19 protein-coding genes are annotated in these 17926 nt (G+C 33.3%); all 19 read left to right on the top strand.

Annotated elements, in window-relative coordinates:
• Positions 1 to 4: 4 nt before the first annotated feature.
• On the top strand, positions 5 to 667 hold the full coding sequence (locus tag ACVBFA_RS00730; RefSeq protein ID WP_447158756.1) for an ABC transporter ATP-binding protein: 663 nt from the start codon (positions 5 to 7) through the stop codon (positions 665 to 667).
• A 321-nt stretch (positions 668 to 988) separates the two neighbouring features.
• Positions 989 to 1945, top strand: a complete 957-nt coding sequence (locus ACVBFA_RS00735; protein ID WP_002446444.1) for a thymidylate synthase — start codon at positions 989 to 991, stop codon at positions 1943 to 1945.
• Positions 1946 to 1985: 40 nt separating this feature from the next.
• Positions 1986 to 2471 carry a trimethoprim-sensitive dihydrofolate reductase DfrC gene (gene dfrC / locus ACVBFA_RS00740; protein ID WP_126122262.1) on the top strand — a complete coding sequence of 162 codons (486 nt, stop codon included), beginning with the start codon at positions 1986 to 1988 and terminating at the stop codon, positions 2469 to 2471.
• Between the two features lie 9 nt (positions 2472 to 2480).
• Entirely contained in the window at positions 2481 to 3329 is an 849-nt protein-coding gene (gene fakB2 / locus ACVBFA_RS00745) for a fatty acid kinase binding subunit FakB2 (protein WP_002446442.1), read from the top strand.
• Positions 3330 to 3431: 102 nt separating this feature from the next.
• Positions 3432 to 3959 carry a peptide-methionine (S)-S-oxide reductase MsrA gene (msrA, locus tag ACVBFA_RS00750; protein WP_002457665.1) on the top strand — a complete coding sequence of 176 codons (528 nt, stop codon included), beginning with the start codon at positions 3432 to 3434 and terminating at the stop codon, positions 3957 to 3959.
• Positions 3952 to 4380 (top strand): peptide-methionine (R)-S-oxide reductase MsrB, encoded by a 429-nt coding sequence (gene msrB, locus ACVBFA_RS00755; RefSeq protein WP_002490000.1) that lies wholly within the window; start codon positions 3952 to 3954, stop codon positions 4378 to 4380. The genes msrA and msrB overlap by 8 nt, the downstream gene beginning before the upstream one ends.
• A gap of 12 nt (positions 4381 to 4392) precedes the next feature.
• A complete protein-coding gene (locus ACVBFA_RS00760) occupies positions 4393 to 4893 on the top strand; it encodes a PTS sugar transporter subunit IIA (RefSeq protein WP_002446439.1) in 501 nt (166 codons plus the stop codon).
• A complete protein-coding gene (locus ACVBFA_RS00765) occupies positions 4893 to 5117 on the top strand; it encodes a YozE family protein (protein ID WP_001831241.1) in 225 nt (74 codons plus the stop codon). Before ACVBFA_RS00760 ends, ACVBFA_RS00765 begins: the two co-directional genes overlap by 1 nt.
• A gap of 344 nt (positions 5118 to 5461) precedes the next feature.
• Positions 5462 to 6937, top strand: coding sequence for a S41 family peptidase (locus ACVBFA_RS00770; protein WP_002489972.1), 1476 nt, complete (start codon positions 5462 to 5464; stop codon positions 6935 to 6937).
• Positions 6938 to 7271: 334 nt separating this feature from the next.
• Positions 7272 to 7775, top strand: coding sequence for a GNAT family N-acetyltransferase (locus ACVBFA_RS00775; RefSeq protein WP_002446437.1), 504 nt, complete (start codon positions 7272 to 7274; stop codon positions 7773 to 7775).
• Positions 7776 to 7792: 17 nt separating this feature from the next.
• The gene (locus tag ACVBFA_RS00780) at positions 7793 to 8866 is read left to right on the top strand and encodes an undecaprenyldiphospho-muramoylpentapeptide beta-N-acetylglucosaminyltransferase (protein WP_002457662.1); all 1074 of its coding nucleotides are present in this window, start codon (positions 7793 to 7795) and stop codon (positions 8864 to 8866) included.
• A gap of 12 nt (positions 8867 to 8878) precedes the next feature.
• Complete coding sequence (locus tag ACVBFA_RS00785; protein ID WP_002476105.1) at positions 8879 to 9493, top strand: phosphatase PAP2 family protein; 615 nt, start codon at positions 8879 to 8881, stop codon at positions 9491 to 9493.
• Between the two features lie 350 nt (positions 9494 to 9843).
• Complete coding sequence (locus ACVBFA_RS00790; protein WP_002446434.1) at positions 9844 to 10935, top strand: ABC transporter ATP-binding protein; 1092 nt, start codon at positions 9844 to 9846, stop codon at positions 10933 to 10935.
• Positions 10932 to 11888: an ABC transporter permease gene (locus tag ACVBFA_RS00795; RefSeq protein ID WP_002470606.1), complete on the top strand. Its 957-nt coding sequence runs from the start codon at positions 10932 to 10934 to the stop codon at positions 11886 to 11888. The genes ACVBFA_RS00790 and ACVBFA_RS00795 overlap by 4 nt, the downstream gene beginning before the upstream one ends.
• Positions 11889 to 11899: 11 nt before the next feature.
• Positions 11900 to 13588, top strand: a complete 1689-nt coding sequence (locus ACVBFA_RS00800) for an extracellular solute-binding protein (protein ID WP_164539696.1) — start codon at positions 11900 to 11902, stop codon at positions 13586 to 13588.
• Between the two features lie 15 nt (positions 13589 to 13603).
• A complete protein-coding gene (locus tag ACVBFA_RS00805; RefSeq protein WP_164539697.1) occupies positions 13604 to 14500 on the top strand; it encodes a carbohydrate ABC transporter permease in 897 nt (298 codons plus the stop codon).
• A 13-nt stretch (positions 14501 to 14513) separates the two neighbouring features.
• The gene (locus tag ACVBFA_RS00810; RefSeq protein WP_002446430.1) at positions 14514 to 15368 is read left to right on the top strand and encodes a metallophosphoesterase family protein; all 855 of its coding nucleotides are present in this window, start codon (positions 14514 to 14516) and stop codon (positions 15366 to 15368) included.
• Positions 15355 to 16680 (top strand): MATE family efflux transporter, encoded by a 1326-nt coding sequence (locus ACVBFA_RS00815; RefSeq protein WP_002490011.1) that lies wholly within the window; start codon positions 15355 to 15357, stop codon positions 16678 to 16680. Before ACVBFA_RS00810 ends, ACVBFA_RS00815 begins: the two co-directional genes overlap by 14 nt.
• A 6-nt stretch (positions 16681 to 16686) precedes the next feature.
• Positions 16687 to 17454 carry a DeoR/GlpR family DNA-binding transcription regulator gene (locus tag ACVBFA_RS00820; protein WP_126122562.1) on the top strand — a complete coding sequence of 256 codons (768 nt, stop codon included), beginning with the start codon at positions 16687 to 16689 and terminating at the stop codon, positions 17452 to 17454.
• Positions 17455 to 17926 lie beyond the last annotated feature (472 nt).

The raw sequence follows: 17926 nt of genomic DNA on the forward strand, positions 1-17926 counted from the left end.
AAACATGTTAGAGTTCAAACAAGTGAGCAAATCTTTCAGAGACGGCAATCAAATAATTCAGGCAGTAAAACCTACCGATTTAAAAATAATTCAGGGTGAACTGATTGCTATTGTGGGACCCTCAGGTTCAGGGAAAAGTACATTTTTAACTATGGCTGGCGCCTTACAACGACCTACTTCAGGAAATATTTACATCAACAACAAAAATATATCAATATTATCTGAAAAGCACTTATCAAAAATAAGAATTAACGAAATAGGTTTTATATTACAATCGACGAAGCTCGTGCCTTTTTTAACAATCGAACAACAATTCAAACTTCTTGGCAAATATAAAAAAGATACATTAAGTGAAGATGGATATCAAAAATTGGTTAAACAGCTAAATTTATCGGATATTACCAATCAATTACCAAATCAAATATCCGGTGGTCAAAAACAGCGTGTGGCAATAGCTAAAGCTATCTACACAAATCCATCAATCATACTAGCAGATGAACCTACCGCTTCACTAGATACGAATAATGCAATGGCTGTAATGAAAATACTTCAAGAACAAACGAAAGAAAGAAATAAAACATGTGTGATTGTTACTCATGATGAACGTTTAACTCATTTTTGTGATAAAACATATTTCATGGAGGATGGACTTCTTTCACTCCAATAGAAATAAAATATTCATAATTACTTGCATTTCATATTTGAAATTCCCGAGTCAACATTTGTTGTGACTCGGTTTTTTTATAAAAAAACAGTCCATTGAGTCTTTAAAAAATCTTATGTAAGAAAATTTCACAACTCAAATTCATATTGTCAAGATTGAACAACCAATTCAACACATTCCCATTTATTAATTTGTTTTATATGAGATATTTTACATAAAAGATTTAAAATTTTATAAACTCAAAACCCTCTCTCTTCTATCGATACATCTTTTCTAGTATAATGTTCATTAAGATAATACATATTTTTATAAGGAGTTGTACGCATGTATAATCCATTCGACGAAGCTTATCATGGCTTATGCGAAGAGATATTAGAAATAGGGAATAGACGCGATGATCGCACACATACAGGGACAATTTCCAAATTTGGGCATCAATTGCGTTTCGATTTAACCAAAGGGTTTCCTTTACTTACAACCAAAAAGGTTTCTTTTAAATTAGTAGCAACTGAATTATTATGGTTTATTAAAGGAGATACAAACATTCAATACCTACTTAAATATAATAACAATATATGGAATGAATGGGCTTTTGAAAATTATGTTCAGTCTAATGATTATCATGGACCAGACATGACAGATTTTGGACATCGTTCTCAGCAAGACCCTGAATTTAACGAGCAGTATAAAGAAGAAATGAAAAAATTTAAAGAACGTATATTAAACGATGATGCATTTGCTAAAAAATATGGCAACCTAGGGAATGTTTATGGTAAACAATGGAGAGATTGGGAAGATAAAAATGGTAATCATTATGATCAATTAAAATCAGTTATACAACAAATTAAAAACAATCCAAACTCTCGACGACACATTGTTTCAGCATGGAATCCTACTGAAATCGATTCAATGGCATTACCACCTTGCCACACAATGTTTCAATTTTATGTACAAGAGGGTAAATTAAATTGTCAATTATATCAAAGAAGTGCTGATATATTTTTAGGTGTTCCCTTCAATATTGCAAGTTATGCTTTATTGACACATCTTGTTGCAAAAGAATGTGGACTTGAAGTGGGTGAATTCATTCATACGTTTGGAGATGCACATATTTATTCCAATCATATGGATGCAATACATACTCAATTATCAAGAGAAAGTTATCTACCACCTCAATTAAAAATTAATACAGATAAATCAATTTTTGATATTAATTATGAAGATTTAGAATTGATAAATTATGAATCACACCCTGCTATTAAAGCACCTATTGCGGTATAAAAAATGCATTAATATTTCGCATACAGAAAGGAGGTATACCATGACATTATCAATAATTGTCGCTCACGATAAACAAAGAGTCATTGGGTACCAAAATCAATTACCATGGCATTTACCAAATGATTTAAAGCATGTTAAACAACTGACCACTGGAAATACACTTGTAATGGGTCGAAAAACTTTTAATTCTATCGGGAAACCACTGCCAAATAGACGTAACGTTGTGCTCACTAACCAAGCTTCATTTCACCATGAAGGGGTAGATGTTATAAACTCTCTTGATGAAATTAAAGAGTTATCTGGTCATGTTTTTATATTTGGAGGACAAACGTTATTCGAAGCAATGATTGACCAGGTAGATGATATGTATATCACAGTAATAGATAGGAAGTTTCAAGGAGACACTTTCTTTCCACCGTACACATTCGAAAACTGGGAGGTCGAATCTTCAGTGGAAGGTCAACTAGATGAAAAAAATACTATACCGCATACATTCTTACATTTAGTGCGTAGAAAAGGGGAATAGGAGGCAATTATGGCTAAACAAATTATCGTCACAGATTCAACCTCTGATTTATCACATGAATATTTAAAACAACATAACATTCATGTTATACCATTAAGCCTGACAATCGACGGAAAATCTTACACTGATCAAGTTGATATCTCTTCAAGTGAGTATATCGATTATATTGAAAATGATGCAGACGTCAAAACAAGTCAACCACCTATTGGTCGATTTATTGAAACATATGAGCAATTAGCTCAAGATGACGTTGAAATTATAAGTATTCATCTTTCGTCAGGTTTAAGTGGTACTTATAATACTGCTGTTCAAGCGAGTCATATGGTAGATGGTAATATCACAGTGATTGATTCTAAATCTATTTCGTTTGGGTTAGGTTATCAAATTAAGCAAATTGTTGAATTAATAAGTCAAGGTACATCAACAGAAAAAATAGTGGAAGAAATGACACAATTACGTGATAACTTGCAACTGTTTGTGGTTATCGGTCAGCTTAATCAACTCATTAAAGGTGGCAGGATAAGTAAAACAAAAGGTTTAATTGGAAACATTATGAAAATTAAGCCAATCGGAACTTTAAGAGATGGTCAACTTGAACTAGTGCATAATTCTAGAACTCAAAACTCTAGTGTCCAATATTTAAAAAAAGAAATTACAGATTTTGTTAAAGATCATAAAATTAAATCAATAGGGATTGCTCACGCCAACGTTAAAGATTTCGTTGATAAAATCAAAAAATCATTTACAGAATCATTTGATTTTAACCAATTTGATATTAATGTAACAACTCCAGTGATTTCGACGCACACTGGACAAGGTGCTATTGGACTTGTGGTATTAAGAGATACGTTGAACTAAGTTGTCACAAAATCACATATAAGATTCTGAGTTAAATACTTTAAATTCCCGACAATATAGCGTAAATTTAAACAAACAGATAACTTAAGGAGGGAATATAACATGGCATATGCAACACTAGCTGGAGGTTGTTTTTGGTGCATGGTTAAACCCTTCACCTCATATCCTGGAATAAAATCAGTCGTTTCCGGATATAGTGGAGGACATGTAGAAAATCCAACATACGAACAGGTATGCACAAATCAAACAGGGCATGTGGAAGCTGTACAGATTGAATATGATCCTGATATTACAACATTTGAAAATATATTAGACGTTTATTTTAAAACGTTTGACCCAACTGATGACGGAGGGCAGTTCTTTGATAGGGGTGAAAGCTATCAACCTGTCATTTTTTATCATGATGAGAATCAACGCAAAGCTGCCGAGTTAAAGAAACAACAAATTGACGAAGAGGGTATCTTTAAAAAACCGGTTATCACACCGATTAAACCATATAAAAATTTCTATCCTGCAGAAGAATATCATCAAGATTACTACAAAAAGAATCCTACGCATTATGAACAATACCAACGTGGATCTGGTAGAAAAGCATTTATCGAATCACACTGGGGGTCTCAAAATGATTAAAAAAAACAAAGATGAACTGAATGACATGGAGTATCTAGTTACTCAAGAAAATGGTACTGAACCTCCGTTTCAAAACGAGTATTGGAATCACTTTGAAAAAGGAATTTACGTTGATAAATTGTCCGGCAAACCATTATTTACTTCAGAGGATAAATTTGAATCTAATTGCGGTTGGCCAAGTTTCTCCAAAGCATTAAATGATGATGAAATCGTAGAACTTGTTGATAAATCATTTGGTATGATTAGAACTGAAGTTCGATCAGAAAAAGCGAATAGCCACTTGGGGCATGTTTTTAATGACGGACCTAAAGAAAAAGGTGGTTTAAGATACTGTATTAACTCTGCTGCGATTCAGTTTATACCTTATGATAAACTAGAAGAGTTAGGATATGGAGATTTAATTAAACATTTCAAAAAATAGGAGTGCATTTACATGTTTAAAAAGTTATTTGGAAAAGGTAAAGAAATTGACAAAAACATTAAAATCTACGCACCTTTGACAGGTGAGTATGTCAAGATTGAAGATATTCCTGATCCAGTCTTTGCGCAAAAAATGATGGGAGAAGGCTTTGGTATTAATCCTACAGAGGGTGAGGTTGTTTCACCGATTGAAGGCAAAGTCGATAATGTTTTTCCAACAAAACATGCTGTAGGGTTAAAAGCCGAAAATGGATTAGAGTTATTAGTTCATATCGGATTAGATACCGTTCAATTGGATGGCAAAGGGTTTGAAGTACTTGTTGAAAGTGGGGATGACATTAAAATAGGTGATCCTCTTATACGTTTTGACTTAGAATATATTAATAATAATGCAAAATCTATTATTTCCCCTATTATTATTACAAACTCTGATCAAACTGAATCAATTCATATTGAAGACGTACAAGCAGTAGTTAAAGGGGAAACACAAGTTATTGATGTGACAGTAAGCTAATGGTTAAGAATTATTCATTTTATCAATTTATTATGACCGTGCGTGGAAGAAAAGATGATAAAGGGGTTTTTGCTGAGCAAATTTTTGAAGACCTTGCCTTTCCAAAACACGAAGATGATTTTAATACATTATCTGAATATATTGAGACACATAGCGAATTCACCCTACCAATGTCTGTCTTTGATGACTTGTATGATGACTATACGGAATGGTTGAAGTTTTAAATTCTTTTCACTAATAAATATTGATAGAGCCTGGGACACGACTCATTGTCTCAGGTGTTTTAATGTAAAGGGATTCAAACTCTACACTTTTTTAGTTATAACTTTTGTTTGACGTACACAGAATAATTACACTGTTTTCTCAATGAAACATACGTTTAATATAGTAATTTTTAGCATGTACTACTCAAGCCTCATGTGATTTTTACTTACATACATCATAATTAAAAATATTCGAATACATACAAGATGAAAATTCCTCAATAACTTGTTAATGATTAAGTATAAATATAACCATGAATTTATATTTTGTATAACTCAATATGAACGTATAAGGATGTGATACCATGAATGATCATCAAAAAAATCATGCAACATCTCAAGATGATAATACAAAGTCAACACCGTCTAAAAATAGCAAGCAAATAAAAATTAAATTATGGCATTTCATACTCATTATTTTGGGCATTATTCTTTTAACATCTATCATAACTGTAGTATCAACGATTTTAATTAGCCATCAAAAAAGTGGTTTAAATAAAGAACAACGTGCAAATTTAAAAAAAATTGAATATGTCTATCAAACACTTAATAAAGATTATTACAAAAAGCAAAGTTCTGATAAATTAACTCAATCTGCCATAAATGGTATGGTTAAAGAACTGAAAGATCCATATTCAGAATATATGACTGCTGAAGAAACAAAACAATTTAATGAAGGTGTATCAGGTGATTTCGTTGGCATAGGTGCCGAAATGCAAAAGAAAAATGAACAGATAAGTGTTACTAGTCCAATGAAGGATTCACCAGCAGAAAAAGCTGGTATTCAACCTAAAGATATCGTCACACAAGTGAATCATCATTCGGTAGTCGGTAAACCACTTGATCAAGTTGTTAAAATGGTCAGAGGTAAAAAAGGAACATATGTTACTTTAACTATAAAACGTGGTTCGCAAGAAAAGGATATTAAGATTAAACGCGATACCATTCACGTTAAGAGTGTAGAGTATGAGAAAAAGGACAATGTAGGCGTTTTAACAATCAATAAATTCCAGAGCAATACTTCTGGTGAACTCAAATCTGCAATCATAAAAGCGCATAAGCAAGGCGTCCGTCATATCATTTTAGATTTGAGAAATAATCCGGGTGGTTTATTAGATGAAGCAGTCAAGATGGCAAACATCTTTATTGATAAGGGAAATACAGTCGTTCAATTGGAAAAAGGTAAGGATAAGGAAGAATTAAAAACTTCTAATCAAGCACTAAAACAAGCAAAAGATATGAAAGTATCCATCTTAGTTAATGAGGGATCAGCTAGTGCTTCAGAAGTGTTTACAGGTGCTATGAAAGACTATCATAAAGCTAAAGTTTATGGTTCTAAAACATTTGGTAAGGGTATCGTTCAGACCACTCGTGAATTCAGTGATGGTTCATTAATTAAATATACAGAGATGAAATGGCTAACGCCTGATGGCCATTATATACATGGTAAAGGAATTAGACCAGATGTTAGTATCTCAACACCAAAATACCAATCACTCAATGTCATTCCAGATAACAAAACTTATCATCAGGGTGAAAAAGATAAAAATGTTAAAACGATGAAAATAGGTCTAAAAGCTTTAGGTTATCAAATTGATAATGAAACAAACATATTTGACGAACAATTAGAATCCGCTATTAAAACATTTCAACAAGACAATAATTTAAAAGTTAATGGCAATTTTGATAAAAAAACAAATGATAAATTTACTGAAAAACTTGTTGAAAAAGCGAATAAAAAAGATACTGTTTTAAACGATTTACTAAACAAACTAAAATAAACTTGCGAGAAAACCATTAAACGAAAAGAACGCATTCAACTCTTTAAGTGTAATATCATTCTTAAAGAGTTGGATTTCTTAAATTTAATAACCATTCACGTTTGAATTAAGAGCCTGAGACATATAGTATATGTACAGGCTCTTAATCATATCTGATAATTCTGATTAGTTGGAAATACAACTTTTATAAAAGTTATTCCTATTAAGGTATGGTCCCAATCATTTCTTAACATTTTCAGATTTTCGTTAATTGATTGAGTCTTGAAAGTATCAATATGATTTAAATTTATTGTTACTACTCGTTAAAATTTAAAAAAAGAGGTGTTTTAGTAAGATGATTAGATTAGCAACTAAAGATGATTTACTTAGTATTACTCAATTAGTCAAAGAGGCTAAACAGATTATGGAAGAATTCAACAACAACCAATGGGATGATGAATATCCCGCGAAAGAGCATTTTGAAGAAGACATCGAAAATAAAACACTATACGTTTTAGACGTTGATCATACAATTTATGGTTTTATTGTTATCGACCAAAACCAATCGGAGTGGTATGATGACATTGATTGGCCTGTTAATCGAAATGGAGCATACGTTATTCACAGATTAGCTGGATCAAAACAATATAAAGGTGCTGCGACTGAACTTTTCCAATTTGCCATGGACTTAGCAAATGAACATGATATTCATGTCATTTTAACGGATACATTTGCCCTCAATAAACCTGCTCAAGGATTATTTGAAAAGTTTGGTTTTACTAAAGTTGATGAGATAGAGATAGATTATCATCCTTTTGATAGAGGGGCACCTTTTTATGCTTATTATAAAAACATATAAGAATAGAGGTTGTAATTATGACAAAAATTGCATATACAGGTGGAGGAACAGTAGGACATGTTTCAGTGAATTTAAGTTTAATTCCTACTTCGATTGAAAAAGGACACGAAGCATTTTATATTGGTTCAAAACATGGTATTGAAAGAGAAATGATAGAGTCACAACTCCCCAATATTCAATATTATCCAATATCAAGCGGTAAATTACGTCGTTATCTATCCTTTGAAAATGCAAAAGATGTCTTTAAAGTTTTGAAAGGAATTTTAGATGCACGTAAAATACTTAAAAAACAAAAACCAGACTTACTCTTTTCAAAAGGTGGTTTTGTTAGTGTTCCGGTAGTTATAGCCGCACGTTCTTTAAAAATTCCAACTATCATACACGAATCAGATTTAACTCCTGGATTAGCTAATAAAATTTCTTTAAAATTTGCTAAGAAAATATACACAACCTTTGAAGATACACTTGCATATCTTCCAAAAGATAAAGCTGATTTTGTTGGAGCTACTGTACGTGAGGACTTAAAACAAGGGAATAAAGAAAGAGGTTATCAACTCACTGATTTTGATAAAAACAAAAAAGTGTTATTGGTCATGGGTGGAAGTTTAGGTAGTAAAAAACTTAATAATATCATTCGTCAAAATATTGAGGCACTTCTCCATGATTATCAAATTATACACTTAACTGGAAAAGGGCTTGTTGATGACTCAATTAATAAAAAAGGTTATGTTCAATTTGAATTTGTTAAAGACGACTTAACTGATTTATTAGCAATCACTGATACTGTTATAAGTCGCGCAGGTTCTAACGCAATTTATGAATTTTTAACGCTGCGAATACCGATGCTACTCATCCCCTTAGGACTTGATCAATCAAGAGGAGATCAAATTGATAATGCTAAAAACTTTGAATCTAAGGGTTATGGTCGTCATATTCCTGAAGATCAACTTACAGAAGTTAACTTATTGCAAGAATTAAATGATATTGAATTACATCGTGAATCTATTATTAAACAAATGGAAACATATCAAGAGAGTTACACGAAAGAAGATTTATTTGATAAAATTATTCATGATGCATTAAACAAGTAGGGGGCACCTATAATGAATCGATGGAAACGCATTTCATTGCTGATTGTTTTTACACTTATTTTTGGTATAATAGCTTTTTTTCATGAGTCAAGGCTTGGAAAATGGATAGATAACGAAGTATATGAATTTATTTATTCATCTGAAAGTTTCATTACCACATCTATTATGTTAGGTGCAACAAAAATTGGTGAAGTTTGGGCAATGGTTGCGCTATCCTTATTATTAGTTGCTTACCTTATGCTAAAACGTTTCAAGATTGAGACATTATTCTTTGTAATAGTAATGAGCTTATCTAGTACACTCAATCCACTATTAAAGAATATCTTTGATAGGGAACGTCCAACATTATTGCGTTTAATTGACATTTCCGGCTTTAGTTTTCCAAGTGGTCATGCTATGGGCTCAACTTCATTCTTTGGAAGCGCTATATATGTAATAAACCGTCATGATTCGGGTATCTCTAAAGGCGTGTTAATCGGTTTATGCGCACTTTTCATTTTATTAATATCAACTTCTAGAGTATACCTAGGCGTTCATTACCCTACAGATATTATTGCCGGCATTATTGGTGGTGCCTTCTGCATTGTTTTATCAACGTTAATATTGAAAAAACAACTCGCTGTATAAAGAAGCGCGGTTGGAATTTTAAATTAAATAGGTATTGACCAAACCACTGAAATGATTGTGAGTAAACAATGATTTTAGTGGTTTATTTAGTATATTCAAATCGGCGTTTTTAAATAAATATTGTTTGTAAGCTCAATGTTAATAATATTTATCTTATATTAATTTCTTTGTTTTCATTTTTGTTAATAAAAGACTTAAAATGTTGTCTTATAAATGTTTTAAGTCTTTTGTTTTTTGAAAAATTACAAACAAAAAATTTTGATTTACGAAAACTTAAATTTGAAAAAAGTTTACTTTAATAGCGATTACTTATACTGAACTTGTGATTAAATCTTCAAAGGAGCAAAGACATGATACAAATCAAGGATTTAAACAAAGTTTACGACAATGGTAGTCACGCAGTTAAAGATTTCAATCTAGATATTGAGGACAATGAATTTGTAGTATTTGTAGGACCTTCGGGATGTGGGAAATCAACAACGTTACGTATGATTGCAGGACTTGAAGATGTGAGCAAAGGGACAATTAGTATCAACGATCAAGTAATCAATGATTTACAACCTAAAGATCGTAAGATTGCTATGGTCTTTCAAAACTATGCATTATATCCACATATGACAGTTTATAAAAATTTAGCTTTCGGCTTAAAAATGCGAGGAATCAAGAAGAAAATTTATGACGAAAAAATTCAACATGCAGCTCAAATATTAGAAATTGAAAACCTCCTCGACCGTAAACCTAAAGCCTTATCTGGAGGACAACGTCAACGTGTGGCACTTGGTCGAGCTATCGTTAGAGAAGCTCAAATCTTTCTCATGGATGAACCACTTTCTAATTTAGATGCTAAATTACGAAGTAACATGAGAAGCGAAATTATAAAAATACATAAACAAATGAAAGCAACAACGATTTACGTGACACACGACCAAACTGAAGCTATGACAATGGCATCACGTATCGTCATATTAAAACAAGGCGAAATACAACAAATTGGTACGCCTGAAGAAATTTATCGTCATCCTGTCAATGAATTTGTTGCCACTTTCATTGGTAGCCCATCAATGAATATGGTTCCAATGACCTACAACATGGATGCTTGGTACTTCGATGGACAAAAAGTGGCTGATGCTACATTACTTCAACTTGCATCGCATGCACAATACAGACTTGGTATACGACCTGAAGACTTACATCTTGTTAATGATAACGAAATAAGTAATTATCCAATCCAACTTTCTCAATTCACTGTAGACTTAGTTGAGTTAACTGGTTCATACAAATTACTTCACTGTCATCACAATGAGCATAAAATCATAGCAGCTGTAGATAGTAATTTGGATTTTGAATTAGGACAAACAGTTTCCTTCGGTATAAAAACGGAAGATGCACACTTTTTCGATTCTGATTCAGGCGAAAGAGTACAAGAGGAGGTTTTATCATGAGTAAAAACAAAAAACAAAGCCTTCAATCCGCTCATCAAAAACCTTTGTTAAAAAGAATGTGGGAACACAAAGTACTTTACTTAATGATTTTACCTTGTTTACTCTTTTTCTTGATTTTCAACTATATTCCAATGACAAGTCTTGTTCTGGCATTCAAAGATTTCCGCTTCGATACTGGTATCATCGGCGGTGATTGGAAAGGGCTATACTATTTTAAACGCTTTTTCTCTGACCCTCGCTGTATTCAAATTATTATGAATACGCTAATTATAAGTGGCATGAAATTGATTTTAGCTCTACCATTTCCAATTATTTTAGCCATTATGTTTAACGAAATTAAAGATTCTAAATTAGGTAAGATTAGAGGTTTATTTCAAGGCGTACTTTACATCCCTCACTTTTTATCTTGGGTTGTAGTTATCGGTATTTTCAAGAAATTACTCGCTCCAGATGATGGACTTATGAATCAACTGATCCATCAATTTGGTGGCGACGGGTCGACTTACTTTATGATGAACCCTGAGTATTTTCACACCATCATGTTTTCTAGTTATATATGGAAGAATGTAGGCTGGGATTCCATTATTTATTTTGCAGCAATTATGAGTATTAATCCTGAAATTTATGAATCAGCTGCGATTGATGGCGCGAATCGTTTCAAACAAATTATACATATTACCTTACCTATGTTAACGCCAACAATTGTTATCTTATTCATCATTTCTCTAGGCGATATTTTAAAAGCAGGATTCGATCAAATTTACCTACTCAAAACACCAGGTAACGCTAACGTTTCAGAAATACTGGATACATTTGTGATTCGTACTGGTATTGAACAAGGCGATTTCAGTTACGCAATTGCGATTAGCCTATTACAGGGTGTGATAGGACTTATCGCTGTCGTCATTATTAATAAATTCGCAGATAAGAAACTGGATACATCACTATATTAAGGAGAATGTACATGTTTAGAAAGCCTATGCTCATCTTAATGATTGCAGTCATTTTGTTCGTAACAGCATGTAGCAAAGATAAAACGCAAGATGAAGCGAAAAGAGAAGCAGATGCTAAAGGTAAACCAGATACATGGATGGCAGATAGAAAACTTAAAGGACTTGTGTTTCAAAGTGATAACGATGCCTCCCCTAAAATGAATAAAGAAGTCGCTCAAGAACTTAAGAAAAAGACTGGCATCACGTTAGAACTTCAAACCGTTTCTAATGAAGATTCCACAGAAGCATTAACTTCAGGACTCGCTTCAGGAGATTTACCCGACTTCATCGTTTATTACTTAGACGATAGTGGACGACCTGAAATGAAAGTACTAAATAAAGCAGCGAAACAAGGTCGACTCACAGACTTAACGAAAATGCTTAAAAACACAAAAATTTATAGTAAGTATTTCAAAAAAGGATATTTACCAAAAGATACGAAAGATAACATCATGTTTAATAAAGAACAAGATGGAACGTACCTTGTACATATGGGGATTAACCGTCATCCAGGACAAGAAGAACGTCGCACTGTAGGTGGTCCTTATGTCAGAAAAGATATCATGGATAAACTTCATATCGACCCTGCTTCTATCAAGACGTCCAAAGATGTAGAAAAACTTGCTGAAAAGATGAAAGAACACCACTTCAAAGATGATAATGGTAAAGAAATCACACCTATTGGCCCAACAGCATGGGGCGGTGACGATCGTACTAGATTCTATAATGACCTTGTGTGGACTGGTCAGTCTGATGAGAAATTTTTAAATAAAGGTAAGAAAATTATACATGAATCACAAACCGAATATCCACTTAAACGTGTACATTACGTTAAAGACCTTATGAAGAAAGGCTTAATGACAAAAGAGTTCTATACAATGGAAGAAAATAAAGCAAAAGAAGGACTCGTTAATGGCTCATGGGGCATTGTTTCAGATTTACATAACTATGTTACTGAAAATCAAAGTATGAAATACGTTCCACTTGGGCCACTCAATACAGTCAAAGGTAAATTTAGAGTTGAAAAGCCATATAAATCAGGCGCAAACGGTTGGGCTGTACCAAGTACGACTGAACATCCTGAAGACGTCGTTAAACTCGCTGATTTCCTTGCAAGTCGCAAAGGTAAATTACTCGGTCAGTACGGTATTAAAGGACGTGACTATACGTTAGATAAGAAAGGTAACCCTCATGTTAAACCTGAAGTGTTAAAAGAAGTTGAAAATAATCCAGACGAAGCTAAAAAACGTGGTTTTAGAGGTGCGGGTTCTTATTGGGCAGATCATCTTGGTTATACTGATATAGATAATAAAGCTGATTTCGGTGAAACTGAATACGGAGATAATACAAAAACGAAAAAGACGACTCCTGAAAAGATTGCTGATATGTGGCATTATGATGAAAGACAGAAACACGCCAAAATCGTAAACGGACTCACAGTAAAGTCATTCTTATCTAAATATGAATATGGCGAAGATTTAGAAATTGCACTCGATGATTATAGTGACGCTATTAAACGTGCTTATTATTCTCAATCAGACAAGGAAGCGAAACAAATTATTGATAGTGCTAAGCAACGTTTAGAAGAGGCAGGCTTAAATCAATTTGAAAGATACGTTGAAAATCAAAGAGATAAAAAAGGAACTCAAATTATTTATTAAGAGGTGGCAGAGACAATGAAAGTTTCACAAGATAAAAGTGCACTTATCATTCGTATTATCTCATTAATCATTATTATTGGCTTAGTAATCACGATTATCCTCCCGATGATTAATATCTTTGCCTTAGCATTTAACTCTGGGGTAGATGCTCAAAAAGGTGGCATCACTTTCTACCCGCGTAAATTTTCACTAGATAATTTTAAGGAGATATTTAAACAAGGCACGTTATTAAATGCATTATTTATTAGTATCGCAAAGACAGTCATAGGAACGATACTAAGCGTCATATTAACAGCTATGGCTGCATACGTTCTAACAATCAAAAGTTTACCGTTTCGAAGAATCATCTCATTCTTCCTAGTCTTTACGATGTTATTCAGTGTCGGTGTTGTACCACTTTATATCCTATTAAATCAACTTCATTTAACTGATACATTCTGGGTATACATTTTACCGTCACTTTATAGCGTTTATAACATTTTAATTATGCGTACATTCTTCAATCAATTACCTAGTAGTGTGATTGAAGCCGCTAGAGTAGATGGTTGTAATGACTTTCAAATCTTTTGGAAAATTGTCTTACCCATGAGTAAACCCGTGGTGGCATCAATTACATTATTTAACGCCGTGAGTCAGTGGAATGATTGGTTTACAGGTGCATTCTTCGTACGTAATCCAAACCTCAAACCGTTAGCTACTGTTTTACAAGATATGTTAACGAAACAAGCTGCCATTGCAGATGCTTTAAAACAAAAGTCAGGTTCATATGCGATGTTAGACAAGTTGACAATTACAGGGGACTCAATGCAGATGGCAATGATTGTACTATTAACAATTCCAGTATTATTCCTCTTCCCATTTGTTCAGAAGCATTTTGTAAAAGGTATAACTATCGGTTCGACAAAAGAGTAAAGGAGACGAAACAATGACTACAATTCTACAATTAAGCGATTTACATATTGGGCCACACAATGATGAAAAAGATCAAAAAACTTACGATTTAATTCATCATATGATGACACACTATCAACCTGACATCACAGTATTAACAGGTGACCAAATTTGGTCTGAAGGCGTCATTGATTCAGGTCGCGTTTATAAGAAATTAATGGAGTATTTAAATCGATATGATACGCAAATTGCAACGACATTTGGTAATCACGATACAGAGGGGCATCTCAAACGTTCAGACTTACGCGCTATTGAGGACCAATATTCTACCAACTATGTACAGAAAAATCATAGCCTCATTGTTGATGATAAAGAAGCTTATACAATAGAAGTTGTAAACAACGATACAGTCACACATGTGCTTTATGTTATTGATGGAGGAGATTATAATCCATTTGGCATAGGTGATTATGATTTTATAAGACCTGAACATGTGAATTGGCTTAGGGAAACACATCAAGCATATCAAACTCAATTTCAACACAACTTTCAACATAACTTATTATTTACACATATTCCATTACAAGAATATAGAGAAGTTGAGAATATTGGTGAATATCATGGCATTTTCAATGAACCTATTGCGTGCTCAAAAATTAATTCCGGATTATTTAGTCAGATGTTACTAAACGGTGATATTGAAGGTATGTTCTGCGGTCATGACCATGACAATGATTTTACGATTAATTTATATGGGATTCGCCTTAGCTTTGGTCGTGTTGGTGGTTACAATACTTATGGTGATTTACAACGTGGGGCTAGATTAATTGAGTTGCAACCTGACGCTATATATAAATCGAAAGTGTTAGAATTTGATGATCGTTTCTAAAAGAACTTTTCGGTCATTATACATTCCTATTTTAATAGAACAACTTTTCATACTCATCATGGGTCAAGCTGATACATTGATGTTAAACAGCTATAGCACTGATGCCGTTGCTGCTTCGGGAATGATAAGCCAAATACTCATGCTCATCACGTTTCTGATTACAATCATTCATGTGGGTACAAATATACGTATTGTTCACTTGAAGGAACATCAACCTTCAAGTATTTCACAAGAGATTTATCATAATTTGTTGTTCAATATCATAGTATCTATCGTATTTACGATTGTGATTGGGATCGCATTCGAACTTATCTTACGACTTTTTCAGGTACCTCAAGATATATTCAAACTGACCTATCAATTTGGAATGATTATATTGAGTGTACTCACTTTAACGACCTGTCACATGTATATTGGTACTGTATTACGTGTCATGAATCATGCATCATCAGCTACACGCATTACTATCATTAGTAATGTGACTAATATCATTTTGAACGGTATCGTACTCTTTATTATTCCAGAATATGTAGGTAACCCTGTATTAGGTGTCGCGGTGGTAACAGCGTTCAGTCGTTTATTGGGATGTACTTTAGCTTTAATTGCGCTGATACAAATTTTCCGTCCATTCAAGCATTACTTCAAGCTGAGCTGGAAGAAAATATATCAGGTTTCGACATTAGGTATCCCAACAGCAGGTGAACAAATTTCTTATAATTTTGCACAGACATTTACAACTGCATTTATTGCGATGTTAGGCACTCAAGTCATCGCTGCGAAATCTGTTTCTACTGTTTTAAGCGGCCTGTCTTTTAGTTGTGCTATGGCATTTAGTGCTGCTAGCCAAATTTATTTAGGAAAATTTATATCCCGTCGACGTTACCGTACTTTAAAGAAAGTTGTTATAAAAAGTATTTGGTTTAATATCACACAATCTTTCATGATTATGACGTGTGTATTTATAGGATTTATAGTGTGTGGACGTTGGATAACACACGACTTACAAACCTATCATTTAATCATTTACTATCTTGTTATACTTTTTGGATTAGAACCGATACGTGCAATTAATAATCTAATTGTAGATTTATTAAACGTGACAGGGGATGTACGTTATCCAGTCACCGTGAGTGTTGTGACCACATGGTTGTTATTATTACCTGGAAGTTATCTATTAGGTATTCATTGGAGATTAGGTTATACAGGAATTATTTTAGTGAGTATTGCTGATGAAGCGCTGAGATTTATCATTATGTATCTTAGATGGCGAAATGATCGTTGGCAAGCACGAATGAAGCAGATTGGAGTATAGATAATTATGTATAAAAGAAATGAACGTTTGAATCTTATTCGTAAACGTGTTGATCAGTACGGACAGGTGGCAGTAAAAGATTTAGCTATATTCTTACAAGTTACGCCTGAAACCGTGAGAAAGGATTTAGAAACCTTAGAAAACGATAAACTGATTACACGTACACATGGAGGTGCGATACAATACAATCATATTAATAAAGAGAAATCATATGCGAATAAGTGGCAGAAACAATCACAAGTAAAAGAGCGTATTGCTAAGAAAGCTGCTTTGCAAATACAGTCTGGAGAAATTATTGTCATCGATGGTGGAACCACAAAAGGGCGAATTCCTCAATATCTCAATGATATTACTCAGACCACGATTGTGACGAATTCTCTGAAGATTGCGGATGAATTGAATCGTGCTATAGAGGAGCAACGAATTCAAGCAGAAGTGATTATGCTTGCTGGAAAGACGAATACTGAACAAGATGTTGTGCGCGGGCATATGACGAATGAGTTATTACAACGTTTTAAATTTGATAAAGCTTTTATTTCATGTGGTTCGTTTGATACGAGTGATTGTTATGAATTTGATCTGGAAGAAGCGCATGCAAGTCACATTATGATTCAAAAAAGTCAACTGAGTTATCTCTTAGCGGATAGTAGTAAGCGAGATGCGCATGCGTCGTATCGTATTGATGGGTTTAGCGAAATTGATTATATGATTTCTGATTATGCTAAACCTCAGAATATAGAATATTTTAATCAGAAGCATTGGTTACAGATTTAACTTATAGAAAATGAAGCCTGAGACTTCGTCTTTTTTAAATAAAAGAAGACGCCTCAGGCTTTATTTAATTTTACGAATGGTAACACCTGAGGCTTTGCCCAAGTATAAGTGCCACTAGCAATGAATATTTTTTTCGTTGCAGTGGCACTAAAAAACAGCAGACCTCAAGTGTCAAAGGCCTACTGCTTTTATTGAAACGTCCTATCTTAACGTTAGTCTTTTACGGGCATATAAAAGGGGATAGTTGAAAATGACCAATCCAAAAGAACAACTTGTATGTGGGGGGAATGTTTTTCAATTGGTATTGATAATCATTTTCAATTAACATTATACATGATTGATAATGATTGTCAATTAGAAATATATACATTTTTTCGATTTAATTTAAATATAATGATAATGCTAGAGTGACTTTTTCTAAAGACAGTCTACTTATTCGACTATCTATTAAGGTGGTTCATGGTAAAATGAT

Source organism: Staphylococcus sp. MSU001 (assembly GCF_052976705.1).